A 19,051-nucleotide genomic window follows, 5' to 3' on the forward strand; every position below is an offset into this window, starting at 1 on the left:
GTCGTCGGGTCCTCACCGTTCGTGGTCGTGGCCGCCGGACGCGGCGTCTTCGGTGTCATGGCCGTGCGCGGGGTCCCGGCCGGCGTCGTCGGCCGCGGGGTCCGGACCGGCGTCGTCGTGCGCGGGGTCCTCAAGGGCGTCCCCGTACGCGGCCTGTTCGAGTTCGCTCAGCACCTGTTCCTCGACCAGTTCCGCCAGGGCGGCGACGGTGCGGGAGACCAGGACGTCGCGGGGGGTGAGCGTGACGCCGAAGGCGTCGTTGGCGCGGGAGGCGATGAGCAGGGCGCGCAGGGAGTCGCCGCCGAGCAGGAAGTAGTCGTCCTCGGCGCCCACGGCCGTCTCGAGGGTCTCCTCCCAGATGGCCGCGACCGCCTCCTCGGTGGGCGTGCGGGGCGCCACGTGCTCGGCCCTGTCGTGCTCCTCGGCCCTGTCCGGGGCGGGCAGCGCGGCCCGGTCGGTCTTGCCGTTCTCGGTGACCGGGAACCGGTCGAGCACCACGAACGCGGACGGCACCATGTAGCCGGGCAGCGAGCGGGCGGCCAGCGCCCGCAGCTCGGCCGGTACGGGCGGTTCGGCGCCGGGGGCCGTGAGCAGGTGGGCGACCAGGCGCGGCAGGCCGGGTTCGTCCTCGCGTACGGTCACCACGGCGTCGAGCACGCCCGGGTGGCGCACCAGGGCCGCCTCGACCTCGCCCGCCTCGATGCGGTGGCCGCGCAGCTTGAGCTGGTGGTCGGTGCGGCCGAGGTAGTGCAGTTCGCCCGCGCCGTCGCGGCGCACCAGGTCGCCGGTGCGGTACATGCGGGCGCCGGGCGGCCCGAACGGGTCGGCGGTGAAACGGGCGGCGGTCAGGCCGGGCCGGCCGAGGTAGCCGCGCGCCAGGGCCGGCCCGCTCAGCCACAGCTCGCCGGTGACGCCTTCGGGGACCGGCCGCAGCCGGGCGTCCAGGACGTAGGCGCCGGTGGCGGGCAGCGGGCGGCCGATGGGCGGCGCCGTGCCGTCGGCGGCCAGCGGGGCGGACCAGGTGGCGACGACGGTGGCCTCCGTGGGGCCGTAGGAGTTGACCATGCGGTGGTGCGGCGCCCAGCGCGCGACGAGTTCGGGTCCGCACGCGTCGGCGCCGACGATCAGCGTCTTCAGGTCCGGCAGGGTGCCGGGGGTGCCGTCCGGCAGGGTGGCGAGCGCGGCCGGCGGCAGCAGGGTGTGCGTGACGCGCTCGGCCCGCAGCACGCCGGCGAGTTCGGCGCCGAGCAGCGGTCCCGGCCGGGGTACGACGAGCCGGGCGCCGTGCGGCAGGGACATGCACAGCTCCAGCACGGAGGCGTCGAAGCTGGGCGTGGCGAAGGCGAGCACCCGGTCGCCGGGTGCGACCCGGTAGTGGGCGGCCTCGGCGGCGGAGAAGGCGGCGAGCCCGCGGTGGGTGACGACGACGCCCTTGGGGCGGCCGGTGGAGCCGGAGGTGTAGATGACGTAGGCCGGGTGGTCCAGGTAGAGCGGACGGGTCCGGTCGGCGTCGGTGGGCCGGTGCCCGGGCACGTCGTCCGGCGGGGCGGCGAGCAGGGCGGCGGTCTCCTTGGCGTCGAGGGTGAGGGCGGGGGCGGCGTCGCGCAGCATCAGCGCGATCCGCTCCTCGGGGTAGGCGGGGTCGACGGGCAGGAAGGCGGCGCCGGCCTTGGTGACCGCCAGTTGCGCCAGCACCATGTCCGCCGAGCGGGGCAGCAGCAGGGCGACGAGGTCGCCGGGACCGGTGCCCCGGGCGATGAGCCGGTGCGCCAGCCGGTTGGCCCGCTCCTCGGCCTCCGCGAAGCTCAGCGTCGTCCCGTCCTCCTCGAGCGCGGGCGCGGCCGGCCACCGGTCGACGGCGGCCTCGACCAGGGCGGGCAGGACGGCCGCGGGCACCGGGCCGGTCTCGGGCCGCACCGGGCCGCGCAGCAGCCGGTCGCGCTGCGCCGGCGGGAGCACGTCGAGGTCGTCGAGGCGGGCGGTGCCGTCGGAGGCGGCCAGGACGTCCAGGGTGTGCAGCAGCTGCCCGGCCATCGAGGCCGCCCTGTCCTCGTCGAAGCACCGGGGGTCGTAGCCGAGTTCGACGGTCAGCCGGTCGCCGGGCGAGACGACCACGGTGAGGGGGTAGTTGGTGGCCTCGCGGGCGTCCAGGTCGCGCAGGGCGAGTCCGTGCGCGCCCGCGGTGGCGTCGCCGACCGGGTAGTTCTCGAAGACCACCAGGCTGTCGAACAGGGCCGTGCCCGGCGGGAGTCCGGCGAGGCCGTGCAGCGTGCCGAGGGGCAGGTGGTCGTGGCGGCGGTCCTCGGCCCGCGCCTCCTGGAAGGCGCGCAGCCAGGCGTCGCAGCGGGCGCCGCCGTCGACCGCCGCGCGGGCGGGCAGGGTGGTGATGAACAGGCCGGTGATGGTGTCGGCGCCGGGCAGGCCGGCGGGCCGCCCGGAGACGGTGGTGCCGAAGCACACCTCCCGCTCGCCGCTCCACCGCGCCAGCAGCAGCGCCCAGGCGCCCTGCACCAGCGTGTTGAGGGTGAGGCGGTGCCGCCGGGCGAACTCCAGCAGCCGGGCGGTGCGTTCCGCGTCGAGCCGCTGGGACAGCCAGGTGCCGGAGCGGGCCGTGGCGTCCTGCGCGGGCCTGCGGTCGTACGGCAGCGGCGTCGGGGCGCCGAGGCCCGCCAGGGCGCCGCGCCAGTGCTCCTCGGCCGGGCGGTCGTCGCGGCCGGCGAGCCAGGCGGCGTAGTCCGCGAACGGCCTGCGCTCGGGCAGCCGGGGCGGCTCGCCGCGGACCAGGGCGGCGTGTGCGGCCATGACGTCGGACAGCACGTGGAAGACGCTCCAGCCGTCCAGCACGACGTGGTGGAAGGTCCACACCACGCGGACCGCGTCCGGGCCGAGCCGGACCAGGGCGAGCCGCAGCAGCGGCGCGCGGTCCAGGGCGAGGCCGCGGGCCCGCTCGTCGGCGAGCAGCCGCTCCAGCTCCGCGGCGTGCCGGTCCAGCGGGATCCCGCTCCAGTCGTGCTCGGTGACCGGCAGGACCGCGTCCCGGTGGACGACCTGGAGCGGCACGGGCACGCCGCGCAGGGCGACGGAGGTGCGCAGCACTGGGGTGCGGTCGACGACGTGCTGCCAGGCGGCGGCCAGCGTCCGCGGGTCGCGGGCGCCGTCCGCCACGAAGGTGATCTGCTCGACGTACAGGCCGTGCCCGGCGTCGTCCAGGCCGTGCATCACCATGCCGGCCTGGGTGGGGGTGAGCGGGTAGATGTCCGTCACGTCCGTCCCGTCGCCGGCGAGCCGGTCCACGGCCGCCTGGTCCAGCGGGGCGAGCGGGAAGTCGGACGGGGTGCGGCCCCCCGCGCCGGGTTCGGCGCAGTGCCGGACGATCGCGCGCAGCTCCTCGGTCAGTTCGGCGGCCAGCCGGGCGACGGTCTCGCGCCGGTGCACCTCGCGGGAGTACGACCAGGTGAACTCCAGCCGTTCGCCGGTGACCCGGCCGAGGACGTCGAGGAGGTGGGGCCGGCCGGCGGCGGCGTCCATGCCGCCGGCGAGTCCGGCGTGCGGCGCGTGCAGCAGGCCGCCCGGTGTGCCGGTGCGGTCCTGCCGGCCCAGGTAGTTGAAGCAGACCGGGGGCGGCGGGGGCAGTTCGCGGCCCGCCGTGGGGTGCAGGAAGCGCAGCGCGCCGTAGCCGAGTCCGCCGTGCGGCACCGCCCGCAGGTTCTCCTTGACGGCCTTCAGCGCGCTGCCGGTGTCCGCGTCCCGCGGCACGTCCAGGGCCACGGGGTACATGGCGGTGAACCAGCCGGCGGTCCGGGCGAGGTCGGTGTCCGCGAAGAGTTCCTCGCGGCCGTGGCCCTCCAGGGTGACGGCCACCCGGTCCCGTCCGGTCCAGCGGGCCAGGACCCGGCCCAGCGCGCACAGCAGGACGTCGTTGACGCGGGTGCGGTAGGCGTCCGGCACGTCCTGGAGCAGCCGGCGGGTCTCCTCGGCGTCGAGGCCCGCGGTCACGCTGTCCTCGTCGGCGACGGTGTTGGCGCCGCCTGGGTGGTCCACGGGCAGCGCGCCGGCGGTGTCGAGGCCCCGCCAGTGGGCGAGTTCGCCGTCGAAGCCGCCCGCCCCGGTGTGCTCGGCGAGCCGCCGCGCCCACGTCCGGAACGAGGTGCTCTTCGGGGCGAGGGCGGGGCGCCGGCCGTCCCGCAGCGCCTGGTAGGCGCTCTCCAGGTCCTCCAGGACCAGCCGCCAGGACACGGCGTCCACGACCAGGTGGTGGGCGGCGAGCAGCAGCACCGGCCGCCCGCCGTCGCCCGGCCGGCACAGCGCGGCCCGCAGCAGCGGCCCGCCGGCCAGGTCGAACCCGGCGCCCAGGGCGCCGGCCACCTCGTCCGGGGCCGCGCCGTCGTGCGTCTCCAGGTGCGGCTCGCGGTCGCCGGGCGCGCTGACGTACTGCCGCCACCCGCCGGCGCCGTCCGGCTCGAACCGGGTCCGCAGCGCGTCGTGGTGCTCCAGCACCGCCCCCAGGGCGGCCCGCAGCAGGGCCTCGTCGGGGTCGGCGGCCAGTTCCCAGGAGACCGTCTGGCTGAAGTGGGCGGGGTCGCCGGTGAGGGTGTCCAGCAGCCAGTGCTGCACGGGGGTGAGCGGGACCTCGCCGGTCACCGGGCCCTGCTCGGCGAGGACGGCGGACCCGGTGGCGTCGGGCACCCGCTCGGCCACGGCGGCGAGTTCGGCGAGGGTCTGATGGGTGAACAGGTGCCGGGGTGTCAGGGCCAGTCCGGCCCGGCGGGCGGCGGAGACGATCTGGATGCCGAGGACCGAGTCGCCGCCGAGCGTGAAGTAGTTGTCGTCGGCGCCGACTTCGGGCATGCCCAGCACCTCGCACCAGATGGCGGCGAGCGTCAGCTCGGCCTTGGTGCGCGGCGGCCGGCCCGCCGTCCCGGCGGCGGGGGCGGCCCACTCGGGCACGGGCAGCGCCCGCCGGTCCAGTTTTCCGGTGGCCCCGAGCGGCAGCCGCTCCAGGGGTACGACGAGGGCCGGAACCAGGTGGTCGGGGAGGCTGCGGGCGAGGAAGGCGCGCAGCTCACCGGTGTCGGGCGGACCGGCCGGGCGGTCCGCCGCACGGCCGTCGCGGGCGGCTGGTACGGCCGGACGGCGGTCCGCCGCGTGGCCGTCGCGGGCCGCTGGTACGGCCGGACGGCCGCCGGCGGGAGCGGGGGCGTCCGCCGGGCGCGGCACCACGTAGCCGACCAGGCGGCGGTGACCCGCGTGTTCGACGACCCGGGCGGCCGCGGCGGCCACGGCCGGGTGGCGGGCCAGCGCGGCCTCCACCTCGCCGAGTTCGATGCGGAAGCCGCGCACCTTGACCTGGTCGTCGCCGCGGCCGAGGTAGACGAGGTCGCCGTCGGCCGTCCAGCGCACCAGGTCGCCGGTGCGGTACATGCGGCTGCCGGGCGGGCCGAACGGGTCGGGCAGGAAGCGGCCGGCGGTCAGGCCGGGCCGGCGCAGGTAGCCGCGGGCGACGCCGGTGCCGGCGAGGAACAGCTCGCCGGGCGCGCCGGCGGGCACCGGGCGCATCCGCCGGTCCAGCACGTAGGCGCGGGCGCCGCCGAGCGGCCGGCCGATCGGCGGGTCGCGGTCGGGGTCGGCCGGATCGCAGGTGAAGGCGGTGGCGTAGACGGTGGCCTCGGTGGGGCCGTAGATGTTGCGCACCTCGCAGCCGGGGACGGCGGCGCGGACCCGGCCCACGGTGCGGGCGGGCAGCCCCTCGCCGGCCAGCACGACGGTGTCGGCGGTGATGTGCACGGCGTCCTCGGCGAGCAGCCGGTCCAGGGCCGAGGGCACGGCGCTGAGCAGTCCGGCCCGCCAGGGCCCGGAACGCTCGGCGAGGGCCAGCAGGTCGCGGACGATCTCCACGCAGCCGCCGGACAGCAGCGGCGAGAAGATCTCGAAGACGGACACGTCGAAGTTGAGCGAGGTGGACGCCACCACGTGCTCGAGGCCGCGCCCGGCGAACTCGGCCGCGGCCCAGTCGGTCAGGGCCAGCACGGACGCGTGGCCGACGACCACGCCCTTGGGGCGGCCGGTCGAGCCGGAGGTGTGGATGACGTAGGCGGGGTGCCCGGGCAGCAGGGCGCCCCGGCGTTCGGCGTCGCCGACGGGGGTGTCGGGCAGCTCGGCGCCGGGGTCCTCGTCCAGCAGGATGCGGGTGAAGGGGCCCTCGGGCAGGCGTCCGGCGGTCTCCGACGCGGTGATCACGGCGTGCGGCCGTACGTCCTCGAAGAGGAACGCGACGCGCTCGGCGGGGTACTGCGGGTCGACCGGCAGGTAGGCGGCCCCGCTCTTGAGCACCGCGAGGAGCGCCACGACCAGGTCGGCGGTGCGGGGCAGACACAGGGCGACGAAGCGCTCCGGTCCGGCGCCGGCGGCGATGAGCAGCCGGGCCAGCCGGTTGGAGCGGGCGTCGAGTTCGCGGTAGGTGAGGCAGGCGCCGTCGTGCCGGACGGCCGGGGCGTCCGGGGTGCGCTCGGCCTGCCGGCGGAACGCCTCGGGCAGGGTGCCGTACGGCGCCTCGGCCGTCGGCCCGCCGAACCGGGCCAGCAGCGCCCGCCCCTCGGCCGCGTCCAGCAGCGGGAGTTCGGCGAGGCTGCGGTCCGGTGCGTCGGCCATGCCGGCCAGCAGGGTGCGCAGGCTCTCGCCGAGCCCCTCCACCGTGCCGGCGTCGAAGGCGGCCGGGTCGTAGTCCAGGTTCACGGCCAGGGCGTCCCCGGGCGCGACGACCACGCTGAGCGGGTAGTTCGTCGGCTCGAGGTCCCGTTCCTGCTCCATGGCCAGGCCGTGCCGGGCCAGGGATCCCTCGTCGAAGGGGTAGTTCTCGAAGACCACGATGGAGTCGAACAGGCCGGTGCCGCCGGGCACCTCGCTCCACGACTGCACCTGCGCCAGCGGGACGAAGTCGTGGCGCCGGGCCTCCGCCTGGGCCTCCTGCAGTTCGCGCAGCCAGTCCAGCAGCGGCCGCCGCCCGTCGACGCGGACCCGGGTGGGCAGGGTGTTGATGAACAGGCCCACCATCGTGGTGACGCCGGGCAGTTCGGCGGGCCGGCCGGAGACGGTCGTGCCGAACACCACGTCGTCCCCGCCTCCGTAGCGGGACAGCAGCAGTGCCCAGGCGCCCTGGAGGACGGTGTTGAGGGTGAGCCCGGCCCGCTGGGCCGTCTCCCGCAGCCGGGCCGAGACGTCCGCGGCGAGGGTCATCCGCACCGATCCGGAGGAGGAGGCGCGGTGGGCCTCGGCGGGCCGCCGGTCGCGGGGCAGTTCGGTGGGCGCCGGGAAGCCGGCCAGGGTGGCCCGCCAGTACCGCTCGGCGCTGCCGGTGTCCCGCCCGGCCAGCCAGCGCAGGTAGTCGGCGAAGGGGCGGCGCTCGGGCAGCTCGGGGCGGCGTCCCGCCGTCAGGGCGGCGTACCGTTCGCACACCTCGTCGAAGACCTGGGCCGCGCTCCAGCCGTCGAGCAGGACGTGGTGGAAGGTCCACACCAGCCGGACCCGGTCGGGTGCCAGCCGGATCAGCGTCAGCCGCATCAGGGGCGCGGCGCCCAGGTCGACGCCCTTGTCGCGGTCCTCGGCGAGCAGCCGGTCCAGTTCCCGTGCGCGGTCGTCGGCGGGCCGTCCGGACCAGTCGTGGTGGGTGACGGGCACGGTGGTCCGGTGCCGGACGACCTGGAGCGGTTCCCGGGTCTCCTGCCACACCAGGTGGGTGCGCAGCACCGGGTTGGCGTCCGCGGTGCGCTGCCAGGCCTCGGCGAGCGCGCCGGGGTCGGTGACGCCGGCGAGGACCAGCTGGACCTGGTTGACGTAGGTGCGGCTGTCGGCGTCGAGCAGGCTGTGGAAGAGCATGCCGGCCTGCATGGGGGTCAGCGGGTAGACGTCCGCGACGTCCCGGCCGTTGCCGGCGATCCGGTCCACGGCGGCCTGGTCCAGCCGGGCCAGCGGGAAGTCCGACGGGGTACGGCCGCCCGCGTCCGGCAGCGCGCAGTGCGCGACGATGTCGCCGAGCGCCCGCAGCATCGCGTCGGCGAGCGCGCCGACGGTCTGCGCGTGATGCCGTCCGGCGCTGTAGTACCAGGTGATCTCCAGCCGGTCGTCCTCGACCCGGGCCACCACGTCCAGCAGGTGCGGCCGTTCGGTGCCGGGCGCCTCGGCGCCGCCGAGGCCGCCGGGCACGGACCCGATCAGGGCGCCGGCGCCGGCGGCCCAGTCGAAGCGGCCCAGGTAGTTGAAGCTGATGCCGGGCCCGGGGGTGCCGGTGAGCCGCTCCTCGCGGGCGAGGTGGCGCAGCACGCCGTAGCCGAGTCCGCGGTCGGGCACGGCCCGCAGCTGCTCCTTGACCGCCTTCAGGGCGGTGCCCCAGTCCCCCGCCGGGACGGTCAGCGCGACCGGGTGGAGGGAGGTGAACCAGCCGACGGTGCGGGAGAGGTCGACGTCCTCGAAGAGCTGGTCCTCGCGGCCGTGGCCCTCGAGGCCGACGGCGACGGTGTCGCGTCCGGTCCACTCGGCGAGGACCCTGCCGAGCGCGGTGAGCAGGACGTCGTCGACGCGGGTGCGGTAGACGCCGGGGACCCGGCGCAGGAGGCCGTCGGTGCGTTCGCGGTCCAGCCGCACGGTGATCTCGCGGACGTCGGCCGCGGTGTTGCCGCCGGCGGCGTCCACGGGCAGCGGGCCGGCGCAGGCGCGGGCGGTGCGCTCCCAGTGGGCGAGCCGGCCGGCGAAGCGGTCGTCGTCGCGCAGCCGGCGGGCCCACTCCTGCACCGAGGTGGTGCGGGCGGGCAGCGTCACGGCTTCGCCGGTCGCGGCCTGCCGGTAGGCGGTCTCCAGGTCCTCCAGCAGGATCCGCCAGGAGACGCCGTCGACCACCAGGTGGTGGGCGACCAGCAGCAGCCGGGCGGACCGGGCGCCGTCGCCGGTGAACAGGCGGGCGGCGAGCAACGGGCCGGTGTCCAGCCGGAGTCCGGTGTGCGCGGCCGTGGTGACACGTTCCTCGTCCGCCCGGTCGTGGACCTGGAGCAGTTCGGGCACCGGGCGGTCCGCGGCGGCGATGTCCTGCCGCCAGGAGCCGTCGCCTTCGAGGGTGAACCGGGCGCGCAGGGCGTCGTGGTGCCGCCACAGGGTGGTGAGGGCGGTGCGCAGGGCGTCCTGGTCGACGGGTCCTGGTGTCTCGACGACGACGGACTGGTTGAAGAACTCGGGGTGTTCCGGGCGCGGGTCGAGGAACCAGTGCTGGATGGGCAGGAGTTCCGCCGCTCCGGCGGCCGGTGCGGTGCCGGCGACGGCGGGCGCGGCGCCGGTCGCGGCGGCGGCGAGTTCGGCCACGGTGGGGTGCCGGAACAGGTCGCGGGGGCTGAGCGCGAGTCCGGCGGCGCGGGCCCGGGAGACCACCTGGATGCTGAGGATGGAGTCGCCGCCGAGCATGAAGAAGTTGTCGTCGACGCCGACCCGGGTCACGCCGAGCAGCTCGGCCCAGATCCCGGCGAGGGTCCGTTCGGCGCCGGTGCGCGGGGCGCGGTGGGCCTGCTCCCCGCCCGCCGACCAGTCGGGGGCGGGCAGCCGGCGCCGGTCGACCTTGCCGTTGGCCGTCAGCGGCAGTTCCGGCACGGTGACGAACGCGGCGGGCAGCATGTAGTCGGGCAGCCCGGCCGCGAGGTGGGCGCGCAGCCCGGCGGCGGAGGGCACCTCGGCGGCGCCGGCCGGCACCAGGTGGGCGGCCAGCCGCTTGCGTCCGCCGTCCTGGTACAGGGAGACGACGGCCTCGGCGACGGCGGGGTGGGCGGTGAGCCGGGCCTCGATCTCGGCGGGTTCGACGCGGAAGCCCCGGATCTTGATCTGGTCGTCCGCGCGGCCGACGAAGTGCAGTTCGCCGTCGTCGCTCCAGCGGACGATGTCGCCGGTGCGGTACATGCGGGTGCCGGGCGGGCCGTAGGGGTCGGCGAGGTAGCGGGCGGCGGTGGCGCCGGGCCGTCCCGCGTAGCCCCGGGCCAGGCCGGCTCCGGCGATGTACAGCTCGCCGGGGACACCCGGCGGCTGGAGCTGGAGGGCGGTGTCCAGGACGTACACGCGGGTGTTGTCCAGCGGCCGGCCGATGGGCAGGACGGCGGGCAGCGGGTCGCCGGCGCGGAAGACGCGGCGGGTGGCGAAGGTGGTGGTCTCGGTGGGGCCGTAGCCGTCCACGACGGTCAGGCCGGGGCAGGCGTCCAGGACCCGGCGCACCACCGCGCCCGGCACGGCCTCGCCGCCCGTCCACACCTCGCGGGCGCCGCGCAGGCAGCCCGGGTCCTCCTGGGCCAGCAGCCGGAACAGTCCCGCGGTCAGCCACAGGCAGCTCACCCGCCGCTCGGTCACGGCGTGCCGGACCTGGGCGGCGTCGAGGTCGGCGGGCGGGGCGAGGACGGCCGTGCCGCCGCGCAGCAGCGGCACCCACACCTCGTAGGTGGCGGCGTCGAAGGCGTGCGGCGAGTGCACGAGGACCCGGTCGTGCCCGGCGAAGGCCCGGTCAAGGGCGAGCGCGGCGACGTCGCGCTGGCGCACGGCGACGCCCTTGGGCGTGCCGGTGGAGCCCGAGGTGAACATCAGGTACTGGACGTTGTCGGGGTGCACGGCCAGTTCCGGCGCGGTGCCGGCGGGCGCGGCGGTGTCCACGGATCCGCCCGCGCCGTCGGTCCGGCCGGCGCCGTCGGCCCGCAGGACCCGGTCGCCGGGCAGCAGCTCCCGGGCGGTCCCCTCCCAGGCGGCGTCGGTGAGCAGCAGGCCGGCGCCGGCCTCGGCGAGCATCCGGCGCAGCCGCCCGGCCGGTGCCCTGCCGTCCAGCGGCACGTACACGCCACCGGTGCGCACGAGCGCCAGCTCGGTGACGATCAGCTCCACGGAGCGGTCCATGAGGACGCCGACCGGGTGTTCCGGCCGTACCCCGAGCGCGGCCAGCCGGGCCGCCAGCCGGGCGGCGCGGGCGTCGAGCTCGTGGTAGGTGAGGTGCTCGTCCCCGGCTTCCAGGGCCACCGCGTCGGGAGTGCGGTCCACCTGTGCGGCGAAGAGGGCGGCGACGGTGGCGGCGGGCGGTTCGGTGGCCGTGTCGTTCCAGGCGTGCAGCACCTGCTCGCGGCGGTCCGGAGTGAGCAGCGGCAGCCGGGCGGGCGGCCGCCGGGAGTCGGCCGTCATCCCGGTCAGCAGGACCGTCAGGTACTCGGTCATGCGGGCGGCGGTCGCGGCGTCGAACAGCTCGGGGTCGTAGCCGAGCCGCAGGGCCAGTTCCGCTCCCGGGTAGACGGTCAGGCTCAGCGGGTAGTTGGTGGTCTCGACGCCTTCGAGGCCGGTCAGGCGCAGCCCGTTGGCGGCGGCGAGGTCGTCGTCCACCGGGTAGTTCTCGAAGACGACGATGCTGTCGAACAGAGCGACCCGGTCCGGGAGTCCGGTGAACGTCTTCATGCGGGTGAGGGGGAGGTGGTCGAAGCGCCGGTCCTCGCTCTGGTCCTGCTGGAGCGCGCGCAGCCAGTCGGTCAGCGAGCCGTCGCCGGGGACGGTGACCCGGGTGGGCAGTGTGGTGATGAACAGGCCGGTCATGGCCTCGGAACCGGGCAGCTCGGGCGGCCGGCCGGACACGGTGGTGCCGAACACCACCTCGTCCCGGCCCGCCTGCCGGGCCAGCAGCAGCGCCCAGGCGCCCTGCACCAGCGTGTTGAGGGTGAGGCCGCCGGCGCGGGCCAGTTCCTCCAGCGCCCGGGTGGTGGCCGCGGGCAGCGTGCCGTGGACCGCGTGCGTGGACTCGGCGCGGTGGGCCTCGCGCGGCTCGCGGTCGTAGGGCAGGGCGGTGGGCTCGGTCAGGCCGGCCAGGCGCTGCCGCCAGTGCCGTTCGGCCGCTTCCGGGTCGTGCCGGCGCAGCCAGGCCACGTAGTCCCGGTAGGGCGGGCGGTGCGGCAGGGCGTCGGGGCCCGCCCCGGCGTGGTGGGCGAAGACGTCCGAGAGCACCTGGAACATGCTCCAGCCGTCCAGCAGCAGGTGGTGGAAGGACCAGACCACGCGTACCGCGGTACCGGAGAGGCGGGCGAGCAGCAGCCGCTGCAGCGGTGCCCGGCCGAGGTCGATGCCCTCGGCGCGGTCCCGGACCAGCAGGTCCTCCAGCCGGGCGCGGCGCTCGTCTTCGGTCAGGTCGCGCCAGTCGAGGTGGGTGACCGGCACGGCGGTGCGGCGCTCCACCACCAGCAGCGGTTCGGGCACGTCCTGCCAGACGACCCGGCCGCGCAGCACCTCGGCGCGGTCGGTCACGTGCTGCCAGGCGGCGGCGAGGGCGGCCGGGTCGGGCACGCCGTCCAGGACGAAGGTGAGCTGCTGGACGTAGACGCCGCGGTCGTCCTGGGACAGGCCGTGGAAGAGCATGCCCGCCTGGGTGGGCGTGAGCGGCAGGACGTCGGCCACCGCGGCCGGGTCCGCGCCGGTGATCCGGTCCACGGCGGCCTGGTCGAGCCGGGCCAGCGGGAAGTCGGACGGGGTGCGGCCGGCGGCGCCGGGCCGGGCGGCGTGCCGGGCCAGGTCGGTGAGCGCCTCGGCGAACCGCCCGGCGAGGTCCGAGACCGTGTGCTCCTGGCCCGGCCGGTCCGCGTAGAACCAGGTGAACTCCAGTCTGTCCGCCACCAGTTGCCCGACGACCTCCAGGGCGTGCGGGCGCTCGGCCGCGGGGTCGGCGTCCAGCTCCAGCGGGCGCACGGTGCCCCGGTAGAGGCCGCCGGGGTCCTGCGAGGTGTCCATGCGGCCCAGGTAGTTGAAGCTGACCTGCGCCTTCGCGGTGTGCGGCGCCGGTCCGGGTGCGGCGGGCAGGCGCAGCGCGTCGTGGCCGAGGCCGTGCCGCGGTACGGCGCGCAACTGCTCCTTGACGCGCTTCAGCACGGCGTCCCAGCCGGCGTCCTCGGGCACGCTCAGCGCGACGGGGTACCGGGTGGTGAACCAGCCGACCGTGCGGCTGATGTCCAGCTCGGGGAAGAGTTCCTCACGGCCGTGTCCCTCGACGTCGACCACCACCCGGTCCCGGCCGCTCCAGCCGCACAGGGCCCGGCCGAGGGCGCTGAGCAGCACGTCGTTGGCCTGGGTGCGGTAGGTGTCGGGCAGCGTGCGCAGCAGGGCCGAGGTCGCCTCGGCGTCCAGACGCACGGTGAGCGAGCGCTGTGCGGCGTAGGTGCCGGGGGCGCCGGTCAGTTCGGCGGGCAGGGCGGGCTCCGTGCCGGGGACCGCCTCGGCCCAGTAGGCGCGCTCGTCGTCGAAACCGCCGTCCGCCGCGTGGGCGTTGAGTCTGCGGGCCCACTGCCGCAGCGGAGAGGACTTGGCGGGCAGTGCCGCGGCGCCGTCCTCGCCGGCGCGGCGGGCCCGGTAGGCGCGGTCCAGGTCCTCCAGCAGCACCCGCCAGGAGACGCCGTCGACCACGAGGTGGTGCACGGCGAGGTGCAGCACGCCGGGCCGGCCGGCGCCGGGGTCGTGCAGCACGGCCCGCAGCAGCGGCCCCCCGGCGAGGTCGAACGGGCCGAAGTGCGGGGTGTCGGTCTCCGGGCCGGTGTGGCGGGCCAGGCGGATGCGCGGCGCCCGCTCGTCGACGCACCAGCCGGCCTCGTCGGCTCCGTCGGCCGGGGTGAAGCGGGAGCGCAGGGCGTCGTGGTGCGCGGCCAGGTCGTTGAGGGCCGCCTCCAGGGCCGCCGGGTCCAGGTCCCCGGGCATCCGGAGGGACAGTGCCTGCGAGAAGTGGCCGGCGCGTTCGCCGGCGGCGCCGAACAGCCAGCGCTGGATGGGCGTCAGCGGTGCCGTGCCGGTGGCCGCCTCCGGTGCGGGTGCGGCCTCGCGCGGGCCCGCGGCGGCGTCCGCGCAGTGCGCGAGGGCGGCCACCGTCTGGTGCCGGTAGACGTCCCGCGAGGTGAGCGGCAGCCCCTCCTGCCGGGCGCGCGCGACCACCTGGATGCTGAGGATGGAGTCGCCGCCCAGTTCGAAGAAGTTGTCGTCGACGCCGACCCGCTCCAGGCGCAGCACCTCGGCGAGGATCGCGGCCAGCGTCCGCTCGGTGGGCGTGCGGGGCGCGACGTGCCGCACCGCGCGCACGGCGGGGCCGGGGTCGGGGAGCCGGCCCCGGTCGAGCTTGCCGTTGGGGTTGAGCGGCAGGGCGTCCAGCACGACGACGGCCGACGGGACCATGTAGTCGGGCAGGGTGCGGCCGAGTTCACGGCGCAGGGCCTCGGGCTCCGCCCGTTCCCCGGCGGCCGGGACGACGTAGCCGACCAGGCGCCGGTGGCCGTCGGCGTCGGTGGCGGCGACGGCCGCCGCCTCGGCGACGCCCGCGCTGCCGCGCAGCGCCTCCTCCACCTCGCCCAGTTCGATGCGGAACCCGCGGACCTTGACCTGCTGGTCGATGCGGCCCACGTACTCAAGGCCGCCGTCGGGGCTGCGGCGCACCAGGTCGCCGGTGCGGTACATCCGCTCCCCCGGCGCGCCGAACGGGTCGGCGAGGAACCGGGCGGCGGTGAGTCCGGCGCGGTTGAGGTAGCCGCGGGCCAGGCCGCCGCCGCCGAGGTACAGCTCGCCGGTCACGCCGACCGGCTGGGGCCGCAGACGGTCGTCCAGCACGTAGCAGCGGGTGAGCGCCACCGGACCGCCGATGGGCGGGGCCTGCTCCGGCAGCCGGTCGCCGGCGAACCAGGCGGTGGCGTACACGGTGGCCTCGGTGGGGCCGTAGATGTTGGCGACCCGGCAACCGGGCATGGCGGCCCGCAGGTCCTGGACCGTCTGGAGCGGCAGGGCCTCGCCGGCGAGTACGACGGTGTCGGCGGTCACGGGCGCGGTGCCGCCCGCGGTCAGCCGGGAGACGACGGACGGCACCCCGCTGAGCAGGCCGGCCCGCCGGGGCCCGGCTCCGTCGGCGAGGGCCGGCAGGTCGGCGACCACCTCGACGGTGCCGCCGGCCACCAGGGGGCAGAGCAGTTCGAAGACCGAGACGTCGAAGTTCAGGGAGGTGGCGGCGATCACATGGGCCAGTCCCTCGGCGCCGAACCGCTCCCGCGCCCACTCCGCCAGCGCGGCGACGCTGCGGTGGGTGACCACCACACCCTTGGGGCGGCCGGTGGATCCGGAGGTGTAGATGACGTACGCGGGATGCTCCGGCCGCAGCGGCCGCAGCCGGTCGGCGTCGGTGAGCGGGGTGTCGGCCGTGTCCGGGGCGGCGCAGTCCTCCAGGAGCAGGGGTGCGCAGCCGGGCGGCAGGGCGTCGGCGGTCTCCCGGGTGGCGATCACCAGGGCGGGCCGGGCGTCGTCGAGCATGAGGCGGACGCGCTCGGCGGGGTAGGCCGGGTCGACGGGCAGGTAGCCGGCGCCGGAGGCGAGCACCGCCCACAGCACGGGCACGAGGTCGGCGGAGCGCGGCAGGCACAGCGCGACCAGGGTCTCCGGTCCCGCGCCGCGCGAGACGAGCAGCCGGGCCAGCCGGTTGGCGCGCCGGGCGACCTCGGCGTAGTCCAGCCGGACCGGGCCGCAGACGACGGCGGTACGGTCCGGGGTGCCGGCCGCCCGGGCGTCCAGCAGTGCGGGGAGCGTGCCGTACCCGGTCTCCCGTGCCGGGCGGGCGGGCGGGTTCCAGCTCTCCACCAGTGTGCGCTGCTCCTGGGGCGCGAGCATGGACAGTTCGGCCAGGGTGCGGCCGGGGCCGTCCGCCATGCCCTCCAGCAGCCGGTGCAGGTGGGCCGTCATCCGGGCCACCGTCGCCGCGTCGAACAGGTCGGTGTTGAACTCCGCGGTCAGCACGCAGCCGCCGTCCGCGTCCGGCGCGAACTCCAGCACCAGGTCGAAGCGGGCGGCCGGGCGGGGCAGCGGATGTCCGGCCAGGCGCACACCGCCGGCGTGCGGGGGCACGGGCAGCGCGCTCTGCTGCACGACGAGCGCCTGGACCAGCGGGGTACGGCTCGGGTCGCGGGGCGGGGCGAGTTCCTCCACCACCCGGTCGAACGGGACCGCGTCGTGGGCGAAGGCGTCCAGCACCGTGGTTCGCATGGTCTCCACGAACCGGTCCACGGTCGCCCGTTCGTCCACCTCGCCGCGCAGCACCACCGTGTTCGCGAAGAAGCCCGGCACGTCCTCCAGGTCCCGCCGGCCGCGGCCGTTGGTGACGGTGCCGAACGCGATGTCCCGCTGTCCCGAGTAGCGGGAGAAGAGCAGGGCGGCGGCGCCCGCGAACAGGGTGAACGGTGTGGTGCCGCGGCCCGCGGCGAGCTGCCGCAGCCGGTCCGTCAGCTCCGCGGGCAGGAGGTGCCGGTGGGCGGCGCCGGCGGTGGTGCGTACGGCGGGACGCGGCCGGTCCGTGGGCAGTTCGAGCTGCTGGATGCCGGCCAGGTGGCGCTTCCAGTAGGCCAGGTCGTCCGTGTCCGCGCCGGAGGCGCGCTGCGCCCGCTCCCACACCGCGAAGTCCGGGTACTGCAGGACGGGCCGCCGCAGCGCGTCGGGCTCGCCGGTGGCCTCGGCGTGGTAGAGGGCGGCGAGTTCCCGGGTGAGGACGCCCACCGACCAGCCGTCGGTGACGATGTGGTGCTGGGCCAGCAGCAGCAGGTGGTCGTCGTCGGCGAGCCGCACGAGCAGGGCCCGGGTGAGCGGGCCTGCCGCCAGGTCGAACGGGCGGCTCAGCTCCTCGGTGAGCAGCGCCTCGGCGGCCTCGGCGCGGCGCGCGCCGGGTTCGGCGCCGACGTCGGCCGTCCGCAGGGGCAGCTCCGGCTCCGGCGCGACACGCTGGACGCCCTGGCCGTCGGCCGTCGGGAAGGTGGTGCGCAGGGAGGCGTGGCGGGCCGCGAGGCGGAGCAGGGAGCGGCGCAGCGCGTCGGGGTCCAGGGCGCCGCGCAGCCTCAGGGCCACACCGGTGTTGTACTCGGTGCCGCCCGCGGTGAGGTCGTCGAGGTACCACAGCCGGCGCTGCGCGCTGGACAGCGGCAGGGCGCCCTCGCGCGGGGCCGGCGGGATCGGCTCCGGCGCCGAGGCGGCCGACGGGTCGGCGAGCAGCGGGGCGAGCGCGGCGACGGTCCGCGCGGTGAAGACGTCCCGCACGGTGAGCCGGACGCCCAGTTCGTCCCGGACGCGGGCGAGGACGCGGGCGGCGAGGATCGACTCCCCGCCCAGGTCGAAGAAGTCGTCGGTGACCCCGATCTCGTCCGTGCCCAGTACGTCGGCCCAGATCGCGGCGAGGGCCCGCTCCTCGGCGGTCCGCGGCGCCACCCGTCCGGCCGCGACCGCACGCTCGGGCGCGGGCAGGGCCCGCCGGTCGATCTTGTTCTGCGGGGTGAGCGGCATCCGGTCCAGCACCACGAGGGCGGAGGGCACCATGTGGGCGGGCAGCACCGCGGCGACGGCGGCACGCAGGGCGGCCGGGTCGAGGGGGCGGGCGGGGGCGGTGGTGGCGGACGTGCCCAGGTCTGCGGAGGCGTGGGCGCCGGTGGGGGCGGCGGAGGCCGCCGGGGCGGTGGCGGGCGGCTGCTGGGACGGGGTGACGTAGCCGACGAGGCGCTGGTGGCCGGGTTCGTCCTCGCGCACCACGACCACGGCCTCGCCGACCGCGCCGGCGCCGGCCCGGCGCAGCGCCGCCTCGATCTCGCCCGGCTCGATCCGGAAGCCGCGGATCTTCACCTGCCGGTCCAGCCGGCCCAGGAACTCCAGCTCCCCCTCGGCGTTTCGGCGGACGCGGTCCCCGGTGCGGTACAGGCGGGCGCCGGACGGGCCGAACGGGTCGGCGACGAAGCGCCCGGCGGTCAGCCCCGGGCGGCCCAGGTAGCCGCGGGCCACGGCGTCGCCGCCCACGAACAACTCGCCGTCCGCGCCGGGCGGTACCGGCCGCATCGCTTCGTCGAGCACATGCACCCGGGTGTGCGGCAGGGGGCCGCCGATCGTCGGGGTGCCCCGGCCGGCGCCGAGCGGACCGGTCCAGGTGGCGACGATCGTGGTCTCGGTCGGGCCATAGCTGTTGATCATGCGGCGCCCCGGCGCCCACCGGTCGACGAGTTCGGCCGAGCAGGCCTCGGCTCCCACGATCAGCGTCCGCAGGTGGCGTGCGGTGCCGTGGTCGGGGTCGGGCAGGGTGGCCAGCGCGGCGGGTGGGATGAGGGCGTGGGTGATCCGGTGCTCGTCCAGTACCGCGGCGAGTTCGTCGCCCAGCCAGGGCCCCTGCGGCGGTACGACGAGGGTGGCGCCGGACAGGACGGAGACGAACAGTTCCAGCACCGAGGCGTCGAAGCTCGGCGAGGAGAACTGGAGCACCCGGTCGCCGGGGCCCACCGCGTACCGTTCGGCGGCGGCGGAGACGAAGCCGCCGATGCCCCGGTGGGTGACGGTCACGCCTTTGGGGGTGCCGGTGGAGCCGGACGTGTAGATGACGTAGGCCGCGTGGTCCGCGCGGACCTCTCCGGTCTCCGGGGCGTCCGTCGGCTCACCGGCGCCGAGCGACTCGGCGACCCGGCGCGGATCGTCCAGGGTGACCGCGGGGCAGGCGTCGGCGAGCATCAGCGCCCGGCGCTCGGCCGGGTAGGCGGGGTCCACGGGCAGGAAGGCGGCGCCGGCCCGGGCGACGGCCAGCTCCGCCGCGATCAGCTCCATCGAGCGCGGCAGGACGAGCGCCACGACCTGGTCCGGCCCCGCGCCCCGCTCCACCAGGTGCGCGGCCAGCCGGTCGGCACGCGCGGCCAGTTCGCGGTAGGTCCAGGTGCGCCGGCCGTCGGTGAGGGCCGGCGCGTCCGGGGTGCGGGCCACCCAGGCGGAGAACAGCTCGCCGAGCGTCGGATGCGCCGGGTCCGTCGCGCTCTCCGGCACGCCGGCGGCAGAACCGGCCTGCGGCAGGGAGGACGCCGGTGCGGGCGTGTCGTGCGTGTCCGTCATGGGTCAAGTCCTTTGGCAAGCGGGGACGATGCGGCGCGGGCCACCCGGGCGAACCCGGCCCCGCCTCGGTGGCGGTGCGCTGGATCGGAGGTGACACGCCGGTGTGCGCGACGGTGGAGCGGTGGGGCGGGACTGCGGGGCGATGCTGCGGCGG

Annotated in this window: 1 protein-coding gene; it reads right to left on the minus strand. The window is 76.9% G+C overall.

Features of this window, described 5'->3' with window-relative positions:
• Positions 1-12: 12 nt before the first annotated feature.
• A complete protein-coding gene (locus TNCT1_RS27525) occupies positions 13-18,897 on the minus strand; it encodes a non-ribosomal peptide synthetase (RefSeq protein WP_143637213.1) in 18,885 nt (6,294 codons plus the stop codon).
• Positions 18,898-19,051 lie beyond the last annotated feature (154 nt).

The sequence above is a fragment of the Streptomyces sp. 1-11 genome (assembly GCF_007176755.1).
In the GTDB taxonomy this organism is placed as follows: domain Bacteria; phylum Actinomycetota; class Actinomycetes; order Streptomycetales; family Streptomycetaceae; genus Streptomyces.